We start from the raw sequence: 23,143 nt of genomic DNA on the forward strand, positions 1-23,143 counted from the left end.
CCGCGACACCGGACCCTACTACCGTCTGGCCCGCCCAGCCCGGATTGAGGCAGGTCAACCGATCCGCGCGAGCCAGGCCCGGCGGCGCAGCAGCCGCGCCATGGTCCTGCCGGTGACGTACCAATGCACCATGAAGCCTTCGGTCAGCAGGCCCGGAAGGTCGAGCCGGAAGGCCTCCTCCGCCGCCACCGGGGCCGGCGAAAGGCCAAGCCCGCGCGCCATCCGCAGGGCGCGATGCATGTGCAGGCGGCTCGTCACCAGCGCTTCGCCCGCGGCCGGGCCATGCGCGGCGCGATGGTTCGCGAGGTTTTCGAGCGTGTGGCGCGACCGCGTCTCGACCCCGATCCGCCCCGGCGCGATCCCGCGCGCCGCCAGCCAGTCGCGCCCGACCTCCGCTTCCGCGGGCGCGTCCGGGCTCGTCTGCCCGCCCAGCAGCAACAGCCGCGCGTCGGGCGCCGCGCGCGCCAGTTCGGCCGCGCGCGCGAGCCGCGCGACGAAGATGGACGAGGGCGCCCCGCCCTCCAGCCGGTGCCCGAGCACGAGGATGCGCGCCGGCGGCGCGGGCGGCGCCGTGCCCGTCGCGCGCGCGGTGCGCAGCACGGCCAGCGTCGCGGCCAGCGGCGCGAGCCCCGCCGTCAGCGCCGCGACGACGAGCGCCGCGGCCAGGGTGATGGCCCCGTCATGCCCGAGGAAGGGCGGCGGCGCCTCGGGGCTCACGCCGCGAGCCAGGCGCGCGCGGCGGCCTCCGCGCCCGAGGGCAGCGGCGCGGCGCGGTCCGTCACCCAGGCGGTGATGTCCCGCGCCACGCGGTCGCCCTGCGTGTCGCGCAACAGCATGTGGTAGCCATTGGCATAGAACCCGACGCGCTGGCGGTCTCGTTCAGGCAGCGCAGCAAGCAGCGACCGCGTCGGCGCCGCCGGCACCAGCCGGTCCCGCCCGCCATAGAGCAGCAGCGCCGGCGCGCGGAAACGGGGCGCCGATTCCACGGCGGCATCCATCAGGTCCACCAGCCCGGCGATGGCATCGACGCGCGTGTCGCGGATCAGCAGCGGATCGCGCGACCAGCGCCGCCAGGCGGCGATGTTGTCGGTCGGCTGGAAGCCCGGCGCGGAATTCTGGAAGCCCATCATCGGCACCACCGAGACGAGCAGGTCGAGCATGTTGCGCGCGAGCCAGCCGAGCGCGGCCCGCCCCACCACCGCGGGGGCGAGCAGCACGTAGCCATCCGCCGGCGGCGGGGCGGCGGAGGCGCCGGCGACGAGCAGCACCGCGCCGCCCATGCTTTCCCCCATCATCACCAGCGGCACGCCGGGATGGCGCTCGCGCACCAGGCGCGCGGCCTCCGCCGCGTCGGCGGCCAGCGTCTCATGGCCCGCCCAGATGCCGCGGTTGGGCGTGCCCCCGAAGCCGCGCTGGTCATAGGCGTAGAGCGCCACGCCCTCCTGCGTGAACCAGGGCGCGGCATCCTCGGCGAAGGCGCGGGCATGCTCGTTCATGCCGTGCAGCCCGACCACGACGGCGCGCGGGGGGCTCGGCGGCAGCCAGCGATGCAGCGGCAGGCGCACGCCATCCGGCATGACCAGCGCATCCGGGGCCAGCATGGGGGCGGTGACGGCGGGGCCCATGGGGGCGCGGGCGGGGGCGCAGGAGGCGAGCGCCAGCAAAGGCAAAAGGCGGCGGGGGAGGGGAACCTCCCCCGGGCCCCCTCCATTCCTTGCTTTTTCGGAACTGACGTCGGAGGGGGGGCGCGGGCGCCCGTCGCCGTTGCCTTGCAGCGGCGATGGGATCCGCGGGCGGGAGAAGTTCCCTTCTCCCCCCCACCCTTCGGAGAGAGGCGGCATGGCCCCCAGGGTAGCCCCCCGCCACCCTGGCCCGCCACGCCCATGGCGACTATGGTGCCGCCAAAGACACGAGGACCGCCATGCGCGACCCCCTGATGACCGGCTACGCCCCCAAGCCCGTGGCGGGCCTGACCCCCGACCAGCGGATCGAGGTGACCGCCCGCAAGGTCGCCTGCGACGGGGAGGCCGCCTCCGGCCTCGGCCACCCGCGCATCTGGCTGCACATCGAAGGCCGCGAGGTCACCTGCCCCTATTGCTCCATCACCTACGTCCTCGCCGAGGGCGCGGGCGAGGACCATGGGCACTGACGGCGACCGTGCCCCGGAGGCCGGCCGGCCGCGGGGCCCTGGCATGACGGACGCCGCCGCCGCGTCGGAAGCCCTGCCCGAAGTGAAGCAGGGCGAGCGCCACCTGATCCTGGTGGACGGGTCCGGCTACATCTTCCGCGCCTTCCACGCCCTGCCGCCCATGACCAGCCCGGAAGGGGTGCCGGTCAATGCGGTGTTCGGCTTCACGAACCTGCTCGCCCAGTTCCTGACGCGCCATGCGGGCAGCCACATCGCCGTGGTGTTCGACGCGGCGCGCGTGAATTTCCGCAACGAGATCTACCCCGACTACAAGGCGCACCGCCCCGACCCGCCCGAGGAGCTCGTCCCGCAATTCGCCCTGATCCGCGACGCGACGGATGCGCTCGGCGTGCTGCATGTGGAGATGGAGGGCTTCGAGGCGGACGACCTGATCGCCGCCTATGCCAAGGCCTTCCTGGCGGAAGGGCCGGGGCAGGTGACCATCGTCTCCTCCGACAAGGATCTGATGCAGCTGGTCCGCCCGGGCGTGCAGCTGCTCGACCCGATCAAGCAGAAGCCGATCCGCGAGACCGAGGTCTTCGAGAAATTCGGCGTGACGCCGGACAAGGTGGTGGAGGTGCAGGCGCTCGCCGGCGATTCCACCGACAATGTCCCTGGCGTCCCCGGCATCGGCATCAAGACCGCGGCGCAGCTCATCACCGAATACGGCGACCTCGAGACGCTGCTGTCCCGCGCGCATGAGATCAAGCAGCCCAAGCGGCGCGAGGCGCTGGTCGAGAACGCCGAGAAGGCACGCATCTCGAAGCGCCTCGTGCAGCTGGACGAGAACGCGCCGCTGCCGCGCCCGATCGCGGAGATGGAGGCGCGCCCGCCGGGCGACCACAAGCTCGAATCCTTCCTGCGCGCCATGGGCTTCCGGTCCATCCTCGCGCGCATGGGCAAGCTCGGGGAAGGCAACGAGCCCCCGCGCCGCGGCGCCCCGCCCGTGGCGCTGAGGCACGCGCCCGCCCCCGGCCCCGTCGCGCCCGACCTCGCCGCCCCCTTCGGGTCCTATGAGGCGGTGACGGAGGAAGCGGCGCTGATCCGCTGGGTCGCCGCGGCGACGGAAGCCGGCGTGGTGGCGCTGGACACCGAGACGGACAGCCTCGACGCGCGGCGCGCGCGGATGGTGGGCTTCTCGCTGGCGACAGCCCCGGGGCGGGCCTGCTACGTGCCGCTCCGTCACGGCGCTGGCGGGGACATGCTCTCCGGCCCCGCGCCGGCGCAGATCGAGGCCGAGCGCGCCTTCGCCCTGCTCCGCCCGTTGCTGGAGGACCCTTCGGTGCTGAAGGTGTTCCAGCACGCGAAGTACGACCTTGAAGTGATGGCCCGCGCCGAGAATGGCGGCTTCGCCACCATCGCGCCGGTCGACGACACGATGATGCTCTCCTACGCCATGTCCGCGGGCAAGCATGGGCATGGGATGGACGAGCTCTCGGTCCTCCACCTCAACCACGCGCCGATCAAGTTCGACGAGGTGACGGGCACGGGCCGCGCGCGCATCCCCTTCGGCCAGGTGCCGATCGACCGCGCGACCGCCTACGCGGCCGAGGATGCGGACGTCACGCTGCGCCTGTGGCTGCTGCTGAAGCCACGCCTGCGGGAAGAAGGCGCGCTCGCGCTGTACGAGCAGGTCGAACGCCGCATGATCGGCGTGCTGCGGCAGATGGAGGAAGCTGGCATCAAGGTGGACGGCGCCGAACTCGCCCGCATCGGCGAGGATTTCTCCGCCCGCCTGACGGTGCTGGAGGCCAAGGTCCACGAACTCGCCGGCCGTCCCTTCAATGTCGGCTCGCCGAAGCAGCTCGGGGAGATCCTGTTCGACGAGATGAAGCTGTCGGGCGGGCGGAAGGGCAAGACCGGCGCCTATTCCACCGATGCCGCGGTGCTGGAGGACCTTGCCGCGCAGGGGGTGGAGCTCGCCGCGCGCGTGCTCGACTGGCGGCAGCTGGCCAAGCTGAAATCCACCTATGTCGAAGGGCTGGCGGCGGAGATCGATGCCGCGGACCGGCGCGTGCACACCTCCTACGGCATGGCGGGGACGAGCACGGGGCGGCTCTCCTCGACCGATCCCAACCTGCAGAACATCCCGATCCGCTCCGAGGAAGGCATGCGCATCCGCCGCGCCTTCGTCGCGGAGCCCGGCCATGTGCTCGTCGCGGCCGACTACAGCCAGATCGAGCTGCGCCTGCTCGCGCACCTGGCCGAAGTGCCGACGCTGCGGGAAGCCTTCGAGAAGGGCGAGGACATCCATTCGCGCACCGCGGCGGAGATCTTCCACCTCGATCCCGCCAAGGTGGACAAGGAAGCGCGGCGCCGCGCCAAGACGATCAACTTCGGCATCATCTACGGCATGTCGGCGTTCGGGCTCGCGGCCCGGCTCGGCATCCCGCCGGCCGAGGGGCGCGCCATCATCGACGCCTATTTCGCCCAGTATCCCGGCATCCGGCAGGAGATGGAGCGGCTGAAGGAGGAAGCGCGCACGCATGGCTTCGTCCGCACGCCCTTCGGGCGAAAGCTCTGGATCCCCGACATCGCGACGAAGGATCCGGTGCGCCGCGCCGGCGCAGAGCGCGCCGCCATCAACGCCCCCTTCCAGGGCGGCGCGGCCGAGATCATCAAGCGCGCCATGGTGCGCCTGCCCCGCGCGCTGCGGGAGGCCGGGCTCAAGGCGCGGATGCTGCTGCAGGTGCACGACGAACTGGTCTTCGAGGTTCCCGAAGCCGAGGTCGCCCCCACATCCGCTCTCGTGAAGCAGATCATGGAATCGGTCGCGACGCTGCGCGTCCCGCTGTCGGTCGATGTCGGGCAGGGCCATTCCTGGGCGGAGGCGCACTGAGCATGGCGGCCGGCTGGACGAAGCAGGAACGGACGACGCTCGCGCAGATCTGCGCGGCGCATTTCGTCAGCCATGTCCACTACCTGGTGATCCCGCCGCTGTTCCCGCTGCTGCGGGACCAGCTCGACGTGTCCTATGTCGAGCTCGGCCTGGCGCTGACGGTGTTCAACATCGTCTCCTTCTTCACCCAGGCGCCGATGGGCTTCGTGGTGGACCGGGCGGGGCCGCGGCGGATGCTGGCGGCAGCGCTGGTGCTCGGCGGGTCGGCCTTCATCCTGCTCGGGCTGACGGGCGGCTACACCTGGCTGATCGTGGCCGCGGCCATGGCCGGGCTCGCCAACAGCGTCTACCACCCGGCCGACTACGCCATCCTCGGCGCCTCGATCGCCGAGGAACGCGTGGGCCGCGCCTTCTCCATCCACACCTTCGCGGGCTTCCTCGGCGGGGCCATCGCGCCGGCCTTCGTGCTCGGCATCGCGGCGCTGTGGGGGATGTCGGCGGCGCTGATCGCGGCCGGCGCGATCGGGCCGCTGGCCGCCATTCCGCTGCTGCTCGCGCGGGCGCCGGACGCCGCGCCGAAGGCGGCCGCGGCCAAGGCGGCATCCGCCGGCGGCGGGGTGCGGCGCGTGCTGACGCCGGCGGTGCTGGCCATGACGCTGTTCTTCGTCACGCTCGCCATGTCCAACGGCGGCATCCAGAATTTCTCGGTCGCCGCCTGGGTCGATGGGCAGGGCCTGTCGCTGACCATGGCGAATGCGGCGCTGACCGCCTTCCTGTTCGCCTCGGCCGGCGGGGTGCTGTTCGGCGGCGTGGTCGCCGACCGGACGAAGCATCACGGGCTGGTCGCGGCCTTCGGCTTCGGCTCGGCGGCCGCCCTGGTGCTGCTGGTCGGCACCGGCGGAGTAGGCGGGCTGCTGCTGGTGCCGGTGATGGCGGCGGCGGGGTTCCTGTCGGGCATGATCATGCCCTCCCGCGACATGCTGGTGCGCGCGGCCGCCCCCCCGGGCCAGGCGGGGGCCGTCTTCGGCATCGTCTCGACCGGCTTCAACCTGGGCGGCATGGCCGGCCCGCCGCTGTTCGGCTGGATGCTCGATGCGGGGGAGCCACGGCTGGTCTTCTTCGCCGCCGCTTCCTTCATGCTGCTGACGGCGCTGATGGCGCTGGCGCAGGAATGGCGGCTGCGGCGCCGGCGGATGGCCGCGGCGCCGGCCGAATAGCCACGGCTTCACTTATTGTTGATACGGAACCGTGCCTAATCTCGTCCCTATGATCCGTTCAGGGGAGTAGTGGGTCGCACCATCGCGAGTTGCGCGACCCTCCGGATCAAGACGGGGCAAGGGTTACGTGGACGGCAGCAAAGGCGACGGCAGGGCGAGTGGGCGGCGCAGGGCCATCCCCGGCGGGACCCTTCTCGCCGCCATCGTGCTTCCCGCGATCCTCTTCGCCACCCTCCTGCGCCACGATCGTGACGATCGGGCCAGGCGGCTTGCCGACGCGCTGGACTACAGCGTCCGTATCGGCGCGGAGCAGGCGCAGCGGCTGATCGAAGGCGGGATCAACGGCCTCGACCGGGCGGAGGACGCCACCCTCACCCTCACCTGGGCGCAGATCCAGGCCCGGAGCGGTGCGCTCCAGGCCGAGTTCCATCGGCTGGCGGACGCCCAGGCGCATCTCATCTCGGGCATCGCGCTGGCCCGGCCCGACGGGCGCATCCTGGTGACGGACGTCGCGGGCACCGCCGGCGCCGACCCGCAGCGCATCGCCGCGGCGGAGGTGCTGCGCACCGCCCGGCGCGGAACGCTGTGGCTGGACCCGCCCCCGGCGGACGGCTTCGGCGCCAATGCCGGCCTGCTGCTCTCCCGCCCCCGCAAGATCGAGGGCCGGCCCGCCGACGGCGTCCTGACCGCGTCGCTGCGGGAGGAGCCATTTCTCCGCGCCTGGGCCACCGCGGCGCGCGACCTGCCCGATGCACGCCTCGCCCTCGTCCGGGACGACGGGACGGTCCTGCTGCCGGCAGGGGTGGCGGGCCAGCATGCCAGGGCGCTGCCCAACGAGGCCGGCGCCCCCCTGTCGGGCGCCGCGACCGCGATCGGCGATCCGCTCGGCACGGGGGAAACCCGGTTCCTGCGCTGGCAGCGCCTGGGCGACCTTCCCGTCAGCCTGCTGCTGACCGTCCCGACGGCGCCGCATGAACGGGACGCGCTGATCGCCTTCGGCAAGATCGCGACGGGCTGCTTCTTCGCGGGGCTCGTCATCGCCCTGATGTCGCTGCTGGTGCGCGACCGGATGCAGGCCGACACCGAGACGCTGCGCCGGCTGGAGGCCAAGGCCGCCGAGCTCGCCGCCGAGATCGCGCGGCGCGAGACCGCCGAGGAAGGTCTGCGCAACGCCCAGCGGATGGAGGCGGTGGGGCGGCTGACCGGCGGCATCGCGCATGACTTCAACAACCTGCTGACCGCCATCCTCGGCACGGCCCGGGCGCTGGAGCGGCATCTCGGCGCCGGAGCGGACGAACGCACGCGCCGCCTGCTCGCCGCCTCCATCGCCGCGGTGGACCGTGGCGCGAGGCTGAACGCCAGCCTGCTCGCCTTCGCGCGGCGCCAGCCGCTGACCCTGGCGGCGATCGACACCAACGCCCTGGTCCAGGACTTCCTGCCCCTGCTGCGCCGCGCCCTGGGGGAAGCGATCTCGGTCGAGCTCAGCCTGGACGACCGGCTGCCGCATTCCCGCGCGGATTCGGCACAGGTCGAATCCGCCCTGCTCAACCTCGCCATCAATGCGCGGGACGCGATGCCGCGCGGCGGCGTGCTGCGCATCGCCACGCGCCGCGCCTGGCTGCAGGAACAGGCCCTGGCGGGCAATCCGGACGCCAAGCCCGGGCCCTATGTGGCGGTCGAGGTGCGGGACAACGGCCTCGGCATGTCGCCCGAGGCGCGCGAGCGCGCCTTCGAGCCGTTCTTCACCACCAAGCCGGAAGGGCAGGGCACCGGCCTCGGCCTGTCGCAGATCTTCGGCTTCATGCGCCAGATCGGCGGGCATGTCGCGCTGCAGTCCGCGACCGGGCGCGGCACCACCGTCACCCTCTACCTGCCGCTCGGCGCCGGCATGGAAGGCGGCGCGGTCCGCTTCGAGGCGCCGGCGCCGCCGGCCCCGACGCTCGGCCGCGGCGCCTCGGTGCTGGTGGTGGAGGACGAGCCCGCGGTGCGCGACGTCGCGGTCGAATTGCTGGCCGATGCGGGCTTCGACGTCCGCGCGGCACCGGACGGGCCTACCGCCCTTGCCCTGCTGAAGGACGGGGTGGCGGCGGACATCCTGTTCACCGATGTGGTGATGCCGGGCGGCATGACCGGCGTGGACCTGGCGCGGGAAGCCCGGCGCCTGAGGCCGCGGATCGTCGTGCTGCTCGCCTCCGGCTATGCGGGGGAGGCGCTGGCCCAGTACGGCGGCGACGCCGAGTTCGAACTGATCAGCAAGCCCTACGACACGCAGGCGCTGCTCGCCCGCCTCGCCGCGCTGCGGCGGCCGCGCTTCGCGACCGCCTGAGGCCGGCTGGCGCGGCCCGCACGCGATCAGAAATCGCTGACGCGGCCCTTGCGTTCCCAGTCGCCGAAGCGCGTCGGCTCGGGGCCCGTCGGGCCGCCGATCTCCTTCGGCGCCTTAGCGGGCGCCGGCTTCGTGTCGGCCGCCGGGGCCGGGGCGGGGGTGGGGGCGTCGGGTTCGGGCGCGGCGCCCGGTGGTGTCTCGGTCATGGCCCGTCCTACATAGGGCGGTACGGATCGCGGCGCAGCGGGAGGATCGCGATGGGCGGCTATGCGCGGACATTGGTGCTGCTGGCGGGGCTGACGGCGCTGTTCGGCGCCATCGGCTTCGCCATCGCCGGGCAGCAGGGGATGCTGCTGGCGCTGCTTTTCGCCGGCGGCATGAACCTGTTCGCCTGGTGGAATTCCGACCGGATGGTGCTGCGCATGCACCACGCCCAGCCGATCGGGCCGCAGGACGCGCCGCGGCTGTACCAGATGACGGCCGACCTCGCCGCGCGGGCGGGGCTGCCCATGCCGGCGCTGTATGTCATCCACGAGGACCAGCCCAACGCCTTCGCCACGGGCCGCAGCCCATCCAACGCCGCCGTCGCGGTCAACACCGGCCTGCTCGACCTGATGACCGAGGAGGAGGTGGCGGGCGTGATCGCGCATGAGCTTGCCCATATCCGCAACCGCGACACGCTGATCATGACCGTCACCGCGACGATCGCCGGCGCGATCTCGATGCTGGCGAATTTCGGCATGATCTTCGGCCAGGGCGGGCAGGACCGGAACCGCAGCCCCTTCGGGCCGATCGGCATGATCCTGATGATCGTGCTCGCCCCGCTTGCCGCCGCCGTGGTGCAGATGGCGATCAGCCGGTCGCGCGAATACGAGGCCGACCGGGGGGCGGCGGAGATCACCGGCAATCCGCTCGGCCTCGCCGACGCGCTCGCGCGGCTCGAGCATCATGCGCATGCCATCCAGAACCGCGGGGCGGAGGCGAGCCCCGCGACGGCGCACATGTTCATCGTCAACCCGCTGTCCGGCGCGCGGATGGACAACCTGTTCGCGACGCATCCGCGCACGGAGAACCGGATCGCGGCGCTGCACGACCTCGCGGCGCGGATGGGCGCCCTGCCCGCCCCTTCCGCCGCGCCGGGCCCCTGGGCCGGCGGGCGGCGCGGCAATCCCTGGGGCTGAAAAGCGCGCCCGGCGCGCGGTCAGTCCACCCGCGCGCCCGAGGCGCGGATCACCGGCGCCAGCCGCCTTTCCTCCGCCGCCCGGAAATCGGCGATCTGCTCCGGCGTCGTCCACCAGGCGGTCGCGCCCTGTTCCAGGTACTGGCGCTTGAGGTCTTCGGCTTCCAGCGCCCGGCGGGCGAGGTCGGAGATGCGCGCGACGACGTCCCGCGGGATGCCCGCCGGGCCGCACAGGCAGGTCCAGGAGGACATGTCGAAGCCGGCCAGGGTCTCGGATATCGCAGGCACCTCGGGCACCACCGGGCTGCGCGCGGCGGAGGTGACGCCGAGCGCGCGCACCCGCCCCTGCCGCGCCTGGGCCAGCGCGCCGGGGATGTTGTCGAAGATCATGTGCACGCGCCCAGCGATGATGTCCGGATAGGCCGCCGCGCTGCCGCGATAGGGCACATGCGTGATGTCGACGCCGGCCATGGTCTTGAACAGCTCGCCCGAGATGTGGAGCGTCGTCCCCGACCCGGCCGAGGCGTAGGAATAGCGCCCCGGATGCGCCTTCAGATGCGCGATCAGCTCCGGCACCGAGCGGGCCGGGATGTCGTTGTTCACCACCAGCAGGTTCGGCAGCTGCCACATGCCTGAGACGAAGGTGAAGTCCCGGTGCGGGTCGAAGGGGATGCGCGCGTAGAGCGTCGGCGCCATGGCATGCGTCGCGATGCCGCCCAGGCCCAGCGTGTATCCGTCCGGCGCCGCCTGGGCGATGGCCTGGTTGCCAACGATGCCACCCGACCCGGTACGGTTCTCGACCACGAATTGCTGGCCCGACAGGTCGGCCATCTTCTGGCAGAGCTGGCGGGACAGCGTGTCGGTCGGCCCGCCCGCGGCATAGGGGTTGATGTAGCGGACGGGGCGGGCGGGCCAGGCCTCCTGCCCGCTGGCGAGGCGCGGCGCGGCGAGCGTTGCGCTGGCGATCAGGACGGCACGGCGGCCGGCGGCGTGGTGGCGCATCGGACGGTCATTCTCCCTTTGCGGTCCTCTCGCGGGACCGCTGGGCGCCGAGCCTAGGACGCGCCCCGGGCGCCGCGCGAGACTTTCCGCCGCGTTGCCGCCCCCGCCCCCGCGTGCTAACCGCCCCCGCGACGCCCCGGGCGCGCCCGCCGCGCCGCTGCGAAAAGGTCCACGCATGTCCGACCAGCCCAACCCGCCCGCCAATGGCGGCGCCATGCCCGCCACGGGCCCGGTGGTCCTGAACCTCCAGTTCACCAAGGACCTGTCCTTCGAGGTGCCGGGCGCGCCCGAGATCTACCTCTCGCTGCGCGAGGCGCCGCGGATCGACATCGCGCTCGACGTCCAGGCGCGCCGGCTGCAGGAAGGGCAGGAGACCTACGAGATCTCCCTGCAGATCCGCGCCGACGCCAAGACGAACGAGGGCGCGACCGCCTTCATCGCGGAGCTCGTCTATTGCGGCATCTTCACGCTGAACGGCGTGCCGCGGGAGATGCTGGAGCCGCTGCTGCTGGTGGAATGCCCGCGCCTGCTGTTCCCCTTCGCGCGGAACATCCTGGCCGATGTCACGCGCGACGGCGGCTTCCCGCCGGTGCTGCTGGCGCCGATCGACTTCGTCCAGCTGTGGCAGTCGCGCCGCGGCCAGGGCGCCGACGCGCCTGTCGCCAATGCCTGAAGGGGCCCAGGGACTTGACTCGCGCCCCGCGCGGGTCATGTCGGGCGAGACAATGCCCAAGCGCCGCGTCGCCATCGTGCTGTTCAACCTGGGCGGTCCCGACCGCCCGGAGAGCGTGCGGCCCTTCCTGGTCAACCTGTTCACCGACCCTGCCATCCTGCGCGTGCCGGGGTTCATCCGGCCCTGGCTCGGCCGGCTGATCGCCTGGCGGCGGACGAAGCCGGCGATGGAGAACTACGCCATCCTCGGCGGCCGTTCCCCGCTGCTCGACCTGACCGAGGAGCAGGGACGCTCGCTGGAAGCGGCCATGGCCGGCGATCCGGGGATCGAGGTGCGGTCCTTCATCGCCATGCGCTACTGGCATCCGATGAGCGACGAGGCCGCGCGCGCCGTGAAGGACTGGGCGCCGGACGAGGTGCTGCTCTTCCCGCTCTATCCGCAGTTCTCCACGACCACCACCGGCAGCAGCATCGCCGCGTGGCAAGATTCCTGCCGCAAGGCCGGCCTGTCCGTGCCGACCACCACGCTGTGCTGCTGGCATTCCCATGGCGGCTTCGCGATGGCGACGGCGCAGCTGGTGCGGCGGGCCTGGCAGGAAGCGCGCGCCGCCCTGCCCGAGGACGTTCCGCTGCGCGTTCTGTTCTCCGCGCACGGGCTGCCGGAGAGCATCGTCAACGCCGGCGACCCCTACCAGTGGCAGGTGGAGCAGACCGTCGCCTCGGTGGTCGAAAAGCTCGACATGCCGGGCCTGGACCACATCGTCTGCTACCAGTCGCGCGTCACGCCGCAGAAATGGATCGGGCCCTCGACCGAGGACGAGATCGAGCGCGCCGCGCACGACAAGGCGGCGATCCTGATCTGCCCGATCGCCTTCGTGTCCGAGCATTCGGAAACGCTCGTGGAACTGGACGTCGAATACCGGGAGGAAGCCGACAAGCTCGGCATCCCCGGCTATTTCCGCGTGCCCGCGCAGAACAGCGACCCCGACTTCATCGCCGCGCTGGCCGACCTCGCGCGCGCCGCGCTCGGCTCCGGGCGAAGCCTCTGCTCCTTCGCCGGCGCCCGGCAATGCCCGAAGCAGCATGGCGACTGCCCCCATGCGCGCGCGACCGCCGAGCGGCGCCAGGTCGCGGTGAAGGAACCGGCTTGAAGCCTGCCCCCGCGCGGCGGGCCGCATGAGCCCGCCGCCCCCCCGCGCCGTCCTGTTCGACTGCGACGGCGTGCTGGCCGATTCCGAGATGATGGTGAACGCCCTCGTCGCCGAGCAGCTGACGGAGCTCGGCTGGCCGATGAGCGCGGCGGAATCGCGCCATACCTTCCTCGGCATGGCCTTGCCCGACATGGTCCCGCGCATCGAGGCGCGTGTCGGCCCCCTGCCGCCCGGCTGGGCGGAGGAGATCTCCGCGCTGATCGCCCATGAGATGACGCGCCGAACGCCGGCCGTGCCGGGGGCGACGGAGGCGGTGCACGCCATCGCGGCGGCCGGCATCCCGGTTTCGGTCGCGTCGAATTCGGGCCGGGTGGAGCTGGCGGCGAAGATGCGGTCCCTCGGCCTCGCCACCGTCTTCGCCGAGCGCGTCTTCTCCTTCGAGGATGTGGACCGGCCCAAGCCCTGGCCGGACATCTACCTGGCGGCGGCCGCGGCCTGCGGCGCCGCGCCGGCCGATTGCGTGGTGGTCGAGGACAGCGTGCCCGGCGTGCGCGCGGGCCGGGCGGCCGGCTGCCGCGTGCTCGGCTTCGCGCGGGAGACGCCGGCGGGCGTGCTGGCCGCCCATGGCGCCGAACCCTTCGACGACATGGCGGCGCTGCCGGGGCTGCTCGGCCTTCCGGGCTGACCACCGCTTTTTTTCGCCGATCCTGTCTGAATCCTCCAGGCTCCGGGTTCATCGGTGCAGGACGGGATGATCCGTCAGGCACGAAGGAGCCCCGACATGCAGGTCTGCATGCTGATCTACGAACCGAAGGACCAGACGGCGAAGCGCCACGACCCGGCGGAGGCGCCGGCCTATTGGGGCGCCTGGACGGCCTATGCCGCGGCGGTGCGCGCGAGCGGGCTGATGGTGGGCGGCAACGGGCTGGAAGCATCCCCGACCGCGACCACGCTGCGCATCGGCGCGGGCGGGCGGCAGGTGCAGGACGGGCCCTATGCCGATACCCGGGAACAGCTCGGCGGCTATTTCGTGCTGGAGGTGCCGGACCTGGAGACGGCGCTGGACTGGGCATCGCGCTGCCCGGTCTTCCCGGGCGGGGCGGTGGAGATCCGCCCGGTGATGCCGCCCCCGGCGGCATGAGCGGGGCGGCTGCGCGCGCGGCGGAAGCGGCCGCGCGCGCCTCCTATGGCCGGCTGCTCGCCTGGCTTTCGGCGCGGACGCGGGACCTGGCGGCGGCGGAGGACGCGCTGGCCGAGGCGCTGCGCGCCGCGCTCGAGACCTGGCCGGCGAGGGGCGTGCCCGCCGCGCCGGACGCCTGGCTGCTGACGGTCGCGCGCCGGAATCTCGGCCGCCGCGCCCGGCATGCACGGGTGCATGCAATGGCCGAGCCCGCCTTGGCCCTGCTGGCCGAGGAAGCGGATCGCGAGGCGGCCCCCTTCCCGGATGAGCGGCTCGGCCTGTTGTTCGTCTGCGCCCATCCCGAGATCGAGCCGGCGGTCCGCGCGCCGCTCATGCTGCAGACAGTGCTTGGCCTGGATGCGGCGCGGATCGCGGGCGCCTTCCTCGTCTCCCCCGCCGCCATGGGCCAGCGCCTGACGCGCGCGAAGGCCCGCATCCGCGAGGCCGGGCTGCGCTTCGAGGTGCCGGAGCGCGCGGAATGGGCGCCACGCCTCGCCGCCGTGCTGGACGCGGTCTATGCCGCCTATGGCAGCGCCTGGCCCGACATGGCGGGCGTCGACCCGCGCCTGACCGGGCTGGCTGCGGAAGCCCTGCACCTCGCGCGCCTGCTGGCCGCCCTGTTGCCGGAGGAGCCGGAGGCACGCGGCCTCGTCGCCCTGATCCTGCATTGCGAGGCACGGCGGCCGGCGCGGCGGGACGCGGCCGGGCGGCTGGTGCCGCTCGCCGAGCAGGACCCCGCGCTGTGGGACGGTGCGCTGGCGGGGGAAGCGGAGGCGCATCTCGCCGCCGCCGCCCGCGCCGGCCAGGCCGGGCGATTCCAGGTCGAGGCCGCCATCCAGTCGGCGCATGCGGCGCGGACCGCGATGGGCGGCACGCCCTGGGGCGCCATCGTCACGCTGTATGAGCTGCTGCTGCGCATCGCGCCCTCGGCCGGCGCGCTGCTCGGCCGTGCGGCCGCGGTCGCGGAAGCGCGCGGTCCGGCGGAAGGCCTCGCCCTGCTGGACGCGATGGCGCCCGGCCTGCCGCCGTCCTGGCAGCCCTATTGGGCGGTGCGGGCGCATCTGCTGGCCCGGCTCGGCGATGCGGTGGCGGCGGCCGAGGCCTATGGCCGCGCCATCGGCCTCACCTCGGAGCCCGGGGAGCGCGCCTTCCTCCAGGCGAGGCTCGCCATGTTGCACGGCGCGGCAATCCGGACCACATAGGTCTGGAAACCATCTCAGCCGCGGATGCCCGCCATGTTCATCGAGACCGAAGCCACCCCGAACCCCGCCACGCTGAAGTTCCTGCCCGGGCGCGACGTGCTCGGCGGGCGCGGCACGGCCGACTTCACCGCGCCGGGGGAGGCCGCCGGCCGTTCCCCCCTCGCCGAGCGGGTCTTCCAGGTGGGCGACGTGGCGCGGGTCTTCCTCGGCGCCGATTTCGTCACCGTGACGAAGGACAGCGACGCGGACTGGACCATGCTCCGCCCGCGCGTGCTGGGCGCCATCATGGAGCACTACCTCTCCGGCATGCCGGTGCTCGAGGACGGCGAGGCCGAGGGCGAGCATGGCGAGGATTTCGACGCCGCCGACCAGGAGGTCGTCGCGCAGATCAAGGAATTGCTCGACACCCGGGTGCGGCCGGCCGTCGCCGGCGATGGCGGGGACATCGTCTTCCGCGGCTTCCGCGACGGCATCGTGCGGCTGCGCATGCAGGGCGCCTGCTCGGGCTGCCCCTCCTCCCGCGCCACGCTGAAGCATGGCGTGGAGAACATGCTGCGCCACTACGTGCCGGAAGTGGTGGCGGTGGAGCAGGTCGAGGCCTGATCCCGCGCGGCGCCGCTGGACGGGCGGCGCTGCCTCGGCCATAGCGCGCCGGTGCTTCTCGACGCGGTCCTCCGGCATATCGGCTTCGCTGTCCTGCTCGCGCTGCTCTCGGCGGCAGCGGTGCGGGCCATGATCGCCTGGCCGATCCTCGACCATCCGAACGACCGGTCCTCCCATGTCCGGCCGACGCCGCGGGGCGGGGGCGTGGGCATCGTGCTGGCCTTCGTGGCGGGCATGGCGGCGCTCTATCTCGGCGCGCACCATGCGCGGCTGCCGGCGCCGCAATTCCTCGGCGTGATCGGCGCGGCGGTCGCCATCGCCGCGGTCTCGCTCTGGGACGACATGGCCAACCTGCGCTTCGCGGTGAAATTCGCGGCGCAGGCAGGGGCGGCGCTGGTCGCCGTCGCGAGCGGGCTGGTGCTGGACAGGCTCGCCCTGCCCTGGATCGGGGAGGTGCAGCTCGGCTGGCTCGGCCCGGTGATCACGCTGTTCTGGATCGTCGGCTGCACCAATGCGCTGAACTTCATGGACGGGCTCGATTCGCTCGTCGGCGGCGCGGTCTTCCTCGCCGCGGTCATCCTCTGCATCGTCGCGGCGGGGCAGGGCGGCTGGTTCGTCTATGCCGCGTCGCTGCTCCTGGCGGCGGGGCTCGCGGGCTTCATCCCCTTCAACCTGCATCCCGCGCGCATCTTCATGGGCGATGTCGGCAGCCAGTTCCTCGGCTTCATGATGGCGGTGCTGGCGGTGGCGGCGACGGAATTCGCCGGCGCCTCCGTCTCCTTCCTCATCGTGCCGCTGCTGCTGTTCGGGCTGCTGTTCGACGCCGCCTTCACCCTCGCGCGCCGCGCCCTGATGGGGGAGCACGTGGCATCCGCGCATCGCACCCACCTGTACCAGATGGCGCAGCGCAGCGGCATGGGCGTGCGCGCGGTCGCCGCGGTCCATTGGGGCTTCGTGCTGTTCCACGGGGCGCTGGTCGCGCTGTTCCTGCACCTGCCCGCGGGGACGAAGCCGCTGGTGGTGCTGCCGGCGCTCGCCGTGCAGGCGGCCTGGCTGCTGCATGTGCGCCGCCGGATGCGGCGCGCGGGCCTCACCTGGCGGGCGTGACGACCTCGACCGGCGCGCGCGCCGCGACATAGTCTACCCGCAGCGCCGGCAGGGCATCGCCGATCCACTGTTCCGAGCGGAACACGCCGCCCGTTCGCGCATCGGCCCAGAAGCGGTTCACGAAGCGCGCGCCGCCGCGGCAGGTCTCCTCCACCAGCAGCACCTCGACGGCCTCGGTCGGCCGCGCCCGCATGCGGCATTCGAGGCGCAGTCCGAAACGCATCCTCGCCGGGTCCGCACCCCCGCGCGCGAGATCGACGACGCGCGTGCCCTGCCAGCCATCGGCCTCCAGCGCGCTGGCGAGGCCGTCCGGCCCCTCGAAGCGCGTCGCGGCCAGCACCTCCGACAGGCCGGCGGTGGCGACGATGCGCGGCCCGTCGGTCGCCACCACCACGCCGCCCTGGGTGCGCCAGAGCCGGCGCTCCCCTTCCTCCTGCAGCAGCGCCGCGCTGGCCTGGCGGCTGCCGAGCGTCAGCAGCAGCGCGGGGCCATCCGTGCGCGGCTCGTCCTCGGCATCCCAGCGCGCCGGGGCGGGGTCGTCGGAGGCGACGAAGAGCGAGTCCGGCACCGGCAGCGGCCAGAGCGCGACACGCAGCATGTCGGCCGCGCCCGCGCCTTCGCAGGCGGCGAGCAGCAGGCAGAGCGGCAGGACACGGCGCATTCCTCAATCATGCCGATTTCGCAACGGCCTGGACAGCCGGAATTCAGGCCGGCCTTGGCCGTTGCAGCACCACCAGCAGCACGGCCAGCGCGATCCCGATCAGGTGCGGATAGGGCACCAGGTCGCGCGCGACGTATTCGACCAGCGCCGGGAAGACCATCAGCAGCCCCGCGAGCGCCATCGCCCAGCGTTCCCACCCCGCCATGATGCGCCGCCCATAGCCCTGCGCGGCCGATGCCAGGGCCGCCAGGCCGCCGGCCGCCAGCAGCACCTGCCAGGCGACGTCGACCCAGGTCATGCCGTCGCGCAGCGACAGCAGCAGGCCCACGCCCTCCGGGTCCGTCACGAAGACGAAGGGCAGCAGGAAGGCGGGCAGCGTGTACTTCCAGGCCTGCAGCGTGGTGCGATACGGCCCGGCGCCGGTGATGGCCGAGGCAGCGAAGGGCGACAGCGCGGTGGGCGGGGACACTTCGCTGAGGACCGCGTAGTAGAAGACGAACATATGCGCCGCGTAGTCCGGCACGCCGAGCTTGATCAGCGCCGGCGCCGCGACCACCGCGCAGATGATGTAGGAGGCGGTGACGGGCACGGCGAGCCCGACCACCCACACGATCAGCGCCGTGTAGATCGCGGTGACCACCAGCGACCCTCCCGCCGCCTGGATCGCGATGTCGCTGAACTTCAGCCCGAGCCCCGTCAGCGTGATGACGCCCACGATGATGCCGGCGCAGGCGCAGGTCGCCGCGATGCCGACCGACTGCACCGCGCCCGAGGCGAGCGCGTCGGCCAGCCGCCGCGGCGTCAGCGCCGTCTCCCGCCGCAGCCAGGACAGGACGACGGCGACGATCATCGCATAGAGGACGGACAGCGTCGGCGAATAGCCGAGCACCATGAAGACGATGATCGCGACCAGTGTCGAGAAGTGGAAACCATAAAGACGCAGCAGCTTGCCGACCGGATCGACATGCATGGTGCGCGGCGGCGGCGCGTTCGGGTCCGCCTTGCGCTCCGCCTCGATCCGCCGCTGGTCGAGTTCCACCATGAACAGCAGCGACGCGTAGTAGAGGCATGTCGGCACGATCGCCATGACGATGACGTCGAGGTAGCCGATCTTCAGGTATTCCGCGATCAGGAAGGCCGCGGCACCCATCACGGGCGGGGAGATGATCGCGCCCAGCCCGCCGGCGGCCAGCAGTCCGCCCGCATCGTCCCCGCGGTATCCGACCTGGCGCATCATCGGCCAGGCGACGGTCCCCAACGTGACGGTCGTCGCGACACCCGACCCCGATGGCCCGCCGAGCAGGAAGGAGGAGAGCACGACGGTCCGCCCCGCCGAGGACGGCTTGCCGCCCGTCAGGCTGAAGGAGAAGTCGACGAAGAACTTCCCCGCGCCGCTCGCCTGCAGGATGGCACCATAGATGGTGAACAGCACGATCAGGGAGGCGGAGACGTCGACCGCCGTGCCGAAGATGCCTTCCAGCGTGATCGTCAGGTGCGGGATCAGCCGTTCGGCGTCGTAGCCCTGGTGGCGCCAGGGCGGCGCCAGCATGTCGCCGAAGAAGGCATACAACAGGAAGGCGATCGCGACCGCGGGCATGATCCAGCCGGTGGCGCGGCGCGTCACCTCGAGCACCAGCGCGATCAGCATCCAGCCGACGACGATGTCCATCGGCTCGGGGAAGACATAGCGGTCCTGCAGGTCGTCGCCGCCGGCGATCAGGTACCAGATGCAGTAGATGCCGGCGGCCAGCAGCGCCACGTCCCAGGGCATCAGCCGGTGGCGGAAGCGCCGCGCCATGGGGAACAGCGCGAAGCCCAGCACCAGCGCGAAGCCGACATGGACGTAGCGCAGCACCGTCGTCGGCACGATGTCCCAGGCCGCCCAGAGGTGGAACAGCGACATGGCGAGCGCGACCGCGACCGCGGCATGGCCGAGCAGGCCGGGCAGGCGGTTCTGCGCGCCTTCCTCCTGCTCGATCAGCGCCTCGACGCGGGCGGCGGTGGCCTCGTCGAGCGCGCCCTTCGGCACCTCGGGCGGCAGGGCGGTGCTGGTCATCGCGGGGTGGATGCTCCGTCAGCGCGCCGGGGGCACGGTGGCCCCCGGCGGGCGGCGATCAGGCCAGCGTGGCGCCGGCGGCGCGCCAGAAGGCTTCCGCCGCCGGGTGCCAGGGGATGCCGGCCGCGGCGGTCTTCTGCGCGGCGAGGGTGAAGTTGCGCGCCTCGGCGTGCACCCGCGCCCAATCCTCCCGGTTCTCCCAGGTCACGCGCAGGATGTTCGTCACCATCTCCGCCGACATGTCCTCCCGCACCGCGAGGATGTTCGCGACCGAGAGCTGCTGGTTGTCGCGCGTCTGGCCCGGATAGGTGTTCGCCGGGATCACTTCGGGGAAGTAGACCGGGCCGTTCTCGGCGACGATGCGCTGGTGCAGGTCCGCATGGTCCACCAGCACGATCTGCGTGCCCGGGGTGGCCGCGAGGTCGGTGATGGCGCTGGTCGGCACGCCCGAGACGAAGAAATAGGCGTCGAGCTTGCCGTCGCGGATCGCGTTGGTGGATTCGGCGGGGCTCAGCCGCTCGCGCGCGCGGAAGTCGCGTTCACGGTCGAGCCCGGCGGCGGCGATGACGCGGAAGGCGAACAGCTCGGTCGCCGAGCCCGGCGCGCCGGTGGAAACACGCTTGCCGCGCAGGTCCGCCATGGTGCGGATGCCGGTCGCGGCCGTCGTCACCACCTGCATGCGGTTGGTGTAGAGCACCGCGACGGCGCGCGCGGGCACCGTGCGGCCGCGGAAGGGCCCGGCGCCGCGCAGCCCGTCCACCGCGGCGTCCACCTGGCCGAACACCATGCCGACGCGCCCGGCGCCGAGCAGCTGGAAATTGGCGACGGACCCGCCCGTCACCTCGGCCGTCGCGCTCATGCCCGGAATGCCGCGCGAGAGGTAGTTCGCGAGCGCGCCGCCGAGCGGATAGTAGACGCCGCCCGTCGTGCCCGTGGCGATCGCCATCTGCGTCTGCGCGGCGGCAAGGCCCGGCAGCGCCAGCGTGCCGGCGGTTGCGGCCATCAGGCCGCGGCGTGAGATCCCGGACATGAATTCCTCCTTGGTCCCGTTGGACGCGGCCCTGATAACCGCCTTGGCCGCCGGTTTGAAGCCCGCGCCGTTGATCTGGCGCAAGGCGGGGCGCGTTTGTCCGCCGCACATTCCGCCTGCATCCCATCGGAGGATCCAAGATGACCGGCCTTCTCGCCCGCGACCTGATGACGCCCGACGTGGTGACCGTCCCCCCCGAGACGCCGGTCATGGCCATGGCCCGCCTGCTCGCCGACCGCGGCATCTCCGCCGTGCCGGTGGTGGATGCCGCGGGCAAGGTGCTCGGCATCGTGACGGAAGCCGACCTGATCCGCCGCCTGGCGGGGGAGGAGGACCGCCCGTCCTCCTGGTTCGGCGCGCTGTTCGCCGACCCTGCGAGCCAGGCGGAACGCTACGCCCGCACCCATGGCGTCACGGCGCACGACCTTATGACCGAGAAGGTCGTCTCCGTCGCGCCCGACACCAGCGCCGCGCACATCGCCCACATGATGGAGGAGCAGAAGATCCGCCGCGTGGTGGTGGTGGAAGGCGAGAAGCTGAAGGGCATCGTCAGCCGCGCCGACCTGCTGCGCGCCCTGGTCGCGCCGCCGCATGTCGAGGCGGAGCTGTCGGATGAGCGCATCCGCCGCGCGGTGATGGCCGCGATGAAGAAGGAACCCTGGACCGACACCTTCTACACGATGGTCGAGGTGAAGGACGGCACGGTCACCTTCCACGGCTTCCGCCGCAGCGACACGGTGCAGAAGGCGCTGCGCGTGCTGGCGGAGAACGTGCCGGGCGTGAAGGCGGTGCAGGACGACACGCAGCCCATGCCGGTGTTCATCTACGGCGGGGCATAGTCTAGCTGCCCTCAGGCGGCGGGCGGCGGCCATCCGGCCGCCTTGCCTTCGCGCCATGCGCTGGCGCAGCCGGCGGCGATGATGGTCTGGGCGCGGTCGCGCATTCGCGCTCCCGGATCGAGGCGGCGCCTCGATCCGCCCTATGCGGTGATCAGGCCTTCGCCAGCCCCACGCCGACCAGCGCGTCGCGCGTGACCGTGGCGGCGAGCCGAGCCTCGTCCCAGCCTTCCGTGCCGGCGGGGCGCATCGGCAGCACCATCCAGCGGAAATCCGCCGTGCTGTCCACGACGCGGATCTCGACGCTGTCGGGCAGCATCGTGCCCCATTCGGCCAGCACCGCGCGCGGCTCGCGCACCGCGCGCGACCGGTAAGCGAAGGATTTGTACCAGTTCGGCGGATAGCCCAGCAGCGCGCGCGGATAGCAGGAACACAGCGTGCAGACGACGAGGTGATGCCGCGTCGGCGTGTTCTCCAGCACGCCGAGCGGCGGCGCGCCGGCCATGGACACGCCCATCATCTCGGCGGCCGCCTTGCCGTCCGACAGCAGCAGCGCGCGATAGGCCGGGTCGGTCCAGGCCTTGGCCACCATGCGCGCGCCGGTCTCCGGGCTCGCCTTGTCGGTGCTCGCCTGGCGCTCGGCGATCTCGCCCTCGGTGACGATGCCCTTCGCCTCGAGCGCGGCGACGAGGCGTTCAAGCAGCGCGAGGCTTTCCGCGCGCGGGGGTGCGGCCATCGCTCAGGCCTCCTCGAGCCAGTGTTCGAAAACCTCGACCATCACCGTGTCGCCGGGCTGGCCCTCGTTCCAGATCGGCGGCTGCTCGAACAGCACATGGTACAGATGCCGCTCGGGCGCCGGCCGCGCGAAGGCGAGGTCCTCGGGGTTCGGGAAGGCGCCGAGCGGGCGCACCACCTTCCCCGTGCGGCCGCGGATGTAGTGCGGCGTGCGGATGTGGCAGGGGCCGCGACGCTCCGGCCAATCATCCTTCACGCGCACCGTGGCGCCGGGGGCGAAGCGGGGGGCGGCGCTCATTCCAGCACCTCCTTCGCGACATGCCCCTTCTCGACCATCAGCGTGGCGATCGACCGCAGCCAGCGCTCGTAGTAGCCGAGGGCGAAGTACTCGCCCTCCGGGATGCTCTCGATCCCGCGGCGCAGCTCGTCCACCGTCATCAGCTTCTTCTGCGCCAGCACCTGGCGCAGCGCGTCCACCTTCTTGCCGAAGGCGTCCGGCGGCACCTCGTCATGCTCGACGGGGGTGCAGTGGAAGCGGGGGAGACCGCCAAGGTCGTGGATCGCGGGGGTATGGTCGTCCGACATGAGTGAAGGCTAGGCCGGGCAGCGGCGGTGCGGCAAGCGGCCGCTACTTGATCTCCTCATCGGCGGAGACGCCCCAGACCTCGCTGCGCAGGATGAAGCCGCGATGCTCGCCGACCTGCGCCTCGCACCAGGGGCTGCGCGGCTCGCAGGCGCGCAGGCGTACCACCACGCCCGGGCGCAGCCTTGCGACCGGCGGGCTCTCGGCCTCCGCCCGGCGGCGCAGCGACGTCTCGCTGTTCGGCGCGCCGCGCACGATGGCGCTGCGTCGGCCCATCAGGGTCGACTGGTGGACCCAGCCCTCGGTGCCCTCCGGGTCGCGGATGCGGCGCCAGAGCTCGAATTCGCGCGTGATCTCCACCGGCAATTCACGCCGCTGGTAGGTCCATTCGATCGGGAAGCGCGTGCCCGGGCCGGCGCGCAGGTTCACCTCGTCCGACCGCAGCGCGGCGAAGCGCGGCAGCGGCAGGTTGGTGACGGAGCCCACGGAAGGCTGGGGGTCCGGCGGCGGCGCGGCGGGGGCGGGCTCGGCGGGCCGCGGCGCGGCGGCGGCCCCGGCGGCGGCGCCTGCCGCGG

At 72.7% G+C, this 23,143-nt stretch carries 24 protein-coding genes; 13 read left to right on the top strand and 11 right to left on the bottom strand.

Features of this window, described 5'->3' with window-relative positions; genetic code table 11:
- Positions 1-54: 54 nt before the first annotated feature.
- Together J5Y09_RS15375 and J5Y09_RS15380 are read right to left on the bottom strand one after the other, a co-directional pair.
- Positions 55-717: a YdcF family protein gene (locus J5Y09_RS15375; protein WP_209352692.1), complete on the bottom strand. Its 663-nt coding sequence runs from the start codon at positions 715-717 to the stop codon at positions 55-57.
- Entirely contained in the window at positions 714-1,625 is a 912-nt protein-coding gene (locus J5Y09_RS15380) for an alpha/beta fold hydrolase (RefSeq protein ID WP_209352693.1), read from the bottom strand. The genes J5Y09_RS15375 and J5Y09_RS15380 overlap by 4 nt, the downstream gene beginning before the upstream one ends.
- Positions 1,626-1,921: 296 nt before the next feature.
- Here J5Y09_RS15380 and J5Y09_RS15385 point away from each other — a divergent pair, with 296 nt between their 5' ends.
- From J5Y09_RS15385 to J5Y09_RS24790, 4 genes are all read left to right on the top strand, one after another.
- Complete coding sequence (locus J5Y09_RS15385) at positions 1,922-2,149, top strand: zinc-finger domain-containing protein (protein ID WP_209352694.1); 228 nt, start codon at positions 1,922-1,924, stop codon at positions 2,147-2,149.
- Between the two features lie 43 nt (positions 2,150-2,192).
- A complete protein-coding gene (gene polA, locus J5Y09_RS15390; protein WP_209352695.1) occupies positions 2,193-5,027 on the top strand; it encodes a DNA polymerase I in 2,835 nt (944 codons plus the stop codon).
- A gap of 2 nt (positions 5,028-5,029) precedes the next feature.
- Positions 5,030-6,244 (top strand): MFS transporter, encoded by a 1,215-nt coding sequence (locus J5Y09_RS15395; protein ID WP_209352696.1) that lies wholly within the window; start codon positions 5,030-5,032, stop codon positions 6,242-6,244.
- A gap of 127 nt (positions 6,245-6,371) precedes the next feature.
- Positions 6,372-8,570 carry an ATP-binding protein gene (locus tag J5Y09_RS24790; RefSeq protein ID WP_209352697.1) on the top strand — a complete coding sequence of 733 codons (2,199 nt, stop codon included), beginning with the start codon at positions 6,372-6,374 and terminating at the stop codon, positions 8,568-8,570.
- Positions 8,571-8,596: 26 nt separating this feature from the next.
- Here J5Y09_RS24790 and J5Y09_RS15405 read toward each other — a convergent pair whose 3' ends face one another.
- A complete protein-coding gene (locus tag J5Y09_RS15405) occupies positions 8,597-8,776 on the bottom strand; it encodes a DUF1674 domain-containing protein (RefSeq protein WP_209352698.1) in 180 nt (59 codons plus the stop codon).
- Positions 8,777-8,827: 51 nt separating this feature from the next.
- On the opposite strand from J5Y09_RS15405, the gene htpX reads away from it, so the two are divergent.
- Positions 8,828-9,751, top strand: a complete 924-nt coding sequence (gene htpX, locus J5Y09_RS15410) for a zinc metalloprotease HtpX (RefSeq protein WP_209352699.1) — start codon at positions 8,828-8,830, stop codon at positions 9,749-9,751.
- Between the two features lie 20 nt (positions 9,752-9,771).
- Here htpX and J5Y09_RS15415 read toward each other — a convergent pair whose 3' ends face one another.
- The gene (locus J5Y09_RS15415) at positions 9,772-10,752 is read right to left on the bottom strand and encodes a Bug family tripartite tricarboxylate transporter substrate binding protein (protein ID WP_209352700.1); all 981 of its coding nucleotides are present in this window, start codon (positions 10,750-10,752) and stop codon (positions 9,772-9,774) included.
- Positions 10,753-10,927: 175 nt separating this feature from the next.
- Here J5Y09_RS15415 and secB point away from each other — a divergent pair, with 175 nt between their 5' ends.
- From secB to J5Y09_RS15450, 7 genes are all read left to right on the top strand, one after another.
- A complete protein-coding gene (gene secB / locus J5Y09_RS15420) occupies positions 10,928-11,425 on the top strand; it encodes a protein-export chaperone SecB (RefSeq protein WP_209352701.1) in 498 nt (165 codons plus the stop codon).
- Between the two features lie 52 nt (positions 11,426-11,477).
- Positions 11,478-12,575, top strand: a complete 1,098-nt coding sequence (hemH, locus tag J5Y09_RS15425; protein WP_245217151.1) for a ferrochelatase — start codon at positions 11,478-11,480, stop codon at positions 12,573-12,575.
- Between the two features lie 25 nt (positions 12,576-12,600).
- Complete coding sequence (locus J5Y09_RS15430; protein ID WP_209352703.1) at positions 12,601-13,260, top strand: HAD family hydrolase; 660 nt, start codon at positions 12,601-12,603, stop codon at positions 13,258-13,260.
- 96 nt (positions 13,261-13,356) lie between these two features.
- Positions 13,357-13,716 (top strand): YciI family protein, encoded by a 360-nt coding sequence (locus tag J5Y09_RS15435; protein ID WP_209352704.1) that lies wholly within the window; start codon positions 13,357-13,359, stop codon positions 13,714-13,716.
- A complete protein-coding gene (locus J5Y09_RS15440) occupies positions 13,713-14,957 on the top strand; it encodes an RNA polymerase sigma factor (protein WP_209352705.1) in 1,245 nt (414 codons plus the stop codon). Before J5Y09_RS15435 ends, J5Y09_RS15440 begins: the two co-directional genes overlap by 4 nt.
- Before the next feature lie 33 nt (positions 14,958-14,990).
- On the top strand, positions 14,991-15,560 hold the full coding sequence (locus J5Y09_RS15445; protein ID WP_209352706.1) for a NifU family protein: 570 nt from the start codon (positions 14,991-14,993) through the stop codon (positions 15,558-15,560).
- A 51-nt stretch (positions 15,561-15,611) separates the two neighbouring features.
- Positions 15,612-16,667: a glycosyltransferase family 4 protein gene (locus J5Y09_RS15450; RefSeq protein WP_209352707.1), complete on the top strand. Its 1,056-nt coding sequence runs from the start codon at positions 15,612-15,614 to the stop codon at positions 16,665-16,667.
- Here the strand turns inward: J5Y09_RS15450 and J5Y09_RS15455 are convergent.
- Genes J5Y09_RS15455 through J5Y09_RS15465 form a run of 3 tightly spaced genes read right to left on the bottom strand, consistent with a single transcriptional unit; the run spans position 16,651 to position 20,414 of the window.
- Positions 16,651-17,328: a YjbF family lipoprotein gene (locus tag J5Y09_RS15455; RefSeq protein ID WP_209352708.1), complete on the bottom strand. Its 678-nt coding sequence runs from the start codon at positions 17,326-17,328 to the stop codon at positions 16,651-16,653. The genes J5Y09_RS15450 and J5Y09_RS15455 overlap by 17 nt on opposite strands.
- Positions 17,329-17,371: 43 nt before the next feature.
- Positions 17,372-19,384, bottom strand: coding sequence for a TRAP transporter permease (locus J5Y09_RS15460; RefSeq protein ID WP_209352709.1), 2,013 nt, complete (start codon positions 19,382-19,384; stop codon positions 17,372-17,374).
- Positions 19,385-19,442: 58 nt separating this feature from the next.
- Positions 19,443-20,414: a TAXI family TRAP transporter solute-binding subunit gene (locus J5Y09_RS15465; RefSeq protein ID WP_209352710.1), complete on the bottom strand. Its 972-nt coding sequence runs from the start codon at positions 20,412-20,414 to the stop codon at positions 19,443-19,445.
- Between the two features lie 140 nt (positions 20,415-20,554).
- Between J5Y09_RS15465 and J5Y09_RS15470 the strand changes: the two genes are divergently transcribed.
- The gene (locus J5Y09_RS15470; RefSeq protein WP_245217152.1) at positions 20,555-21,253 is read left to right on the top strand and encodes a CBS domain-containing protein; all 699 of its coding nucleotides are present in this window, start codon (positions 20,555-20,557) and stop codon (positions 21,251-21,253) included.
- A gap of 151 nt (positions 21,254-21,404) precedes the next feature.
- Here the strand turns inward: J5Y09_RS15470 and J5Y09_RS15475 are convergent, their stop codons facing one another.
- The 4 genes from J5Y09_RS15475 to J5Y09_RS15490 all read right to left on the bottom strand — a co-directional run.
- On the bottom strand, positions 21,405-21,986 hold the full coding sequence (locus tag J5Y09_RS15475) for a nitrile hydratase subunit alpha (protein WP_209352711.1): 582 nt from the start codon (positions 21,984-21,986) through the stop codon (positions 21,405-21,407).
- Positions 21,987-21,989: 3 nt separating this feature from the next.
- Positions 21,990-22,283 (bottom strand): SH3-like domain-containing protein, encoded by a 294-nt coding sequence (locus J5Y09_RS24795; RefSeq protein WP_209352712.1) that lies wholly within the window; start codon positions 22,281-22,283, stop codon positions 21,990-21,992.
- Positions 22,280-22,570 carry an SH3-like domain-containing protein gene (locus J5Y09_RS24800; protein WP_209352713.1) on the bottom strand — a complete coding sequence of 97 codons (291 nt, stop codon included), beginning with the start codon at positions 22,568-22,570 and terminating at the stop codon, positions 22,280-22,282. Before J5Y09_RS24800 ends, J5Y09_RS24795 begins: the two co-directional genes overlap by 4 nt.
- Positions 22,571-22,613: 43 nt before the next feature.
- Positions 22,614-23,143 (bottom strand): SH3 domain-containing protein (locus J5Y09_RS15490; RefSeq protein WP_209352714.1); only part of this gene is annotated, 530 nt, incomplete at its 5' end.

This window comes from Roseomonas nitratireducens (assembly GCF_017813355.1).
Taxonomy (GTDB): domain Bacteria; phylum Pseudomonadota; class Alphaproteobacteria; order Acetobacterales; family Acetobacteraceae; genus Neoroseomonas; species Neoroseomonas nitratireducens.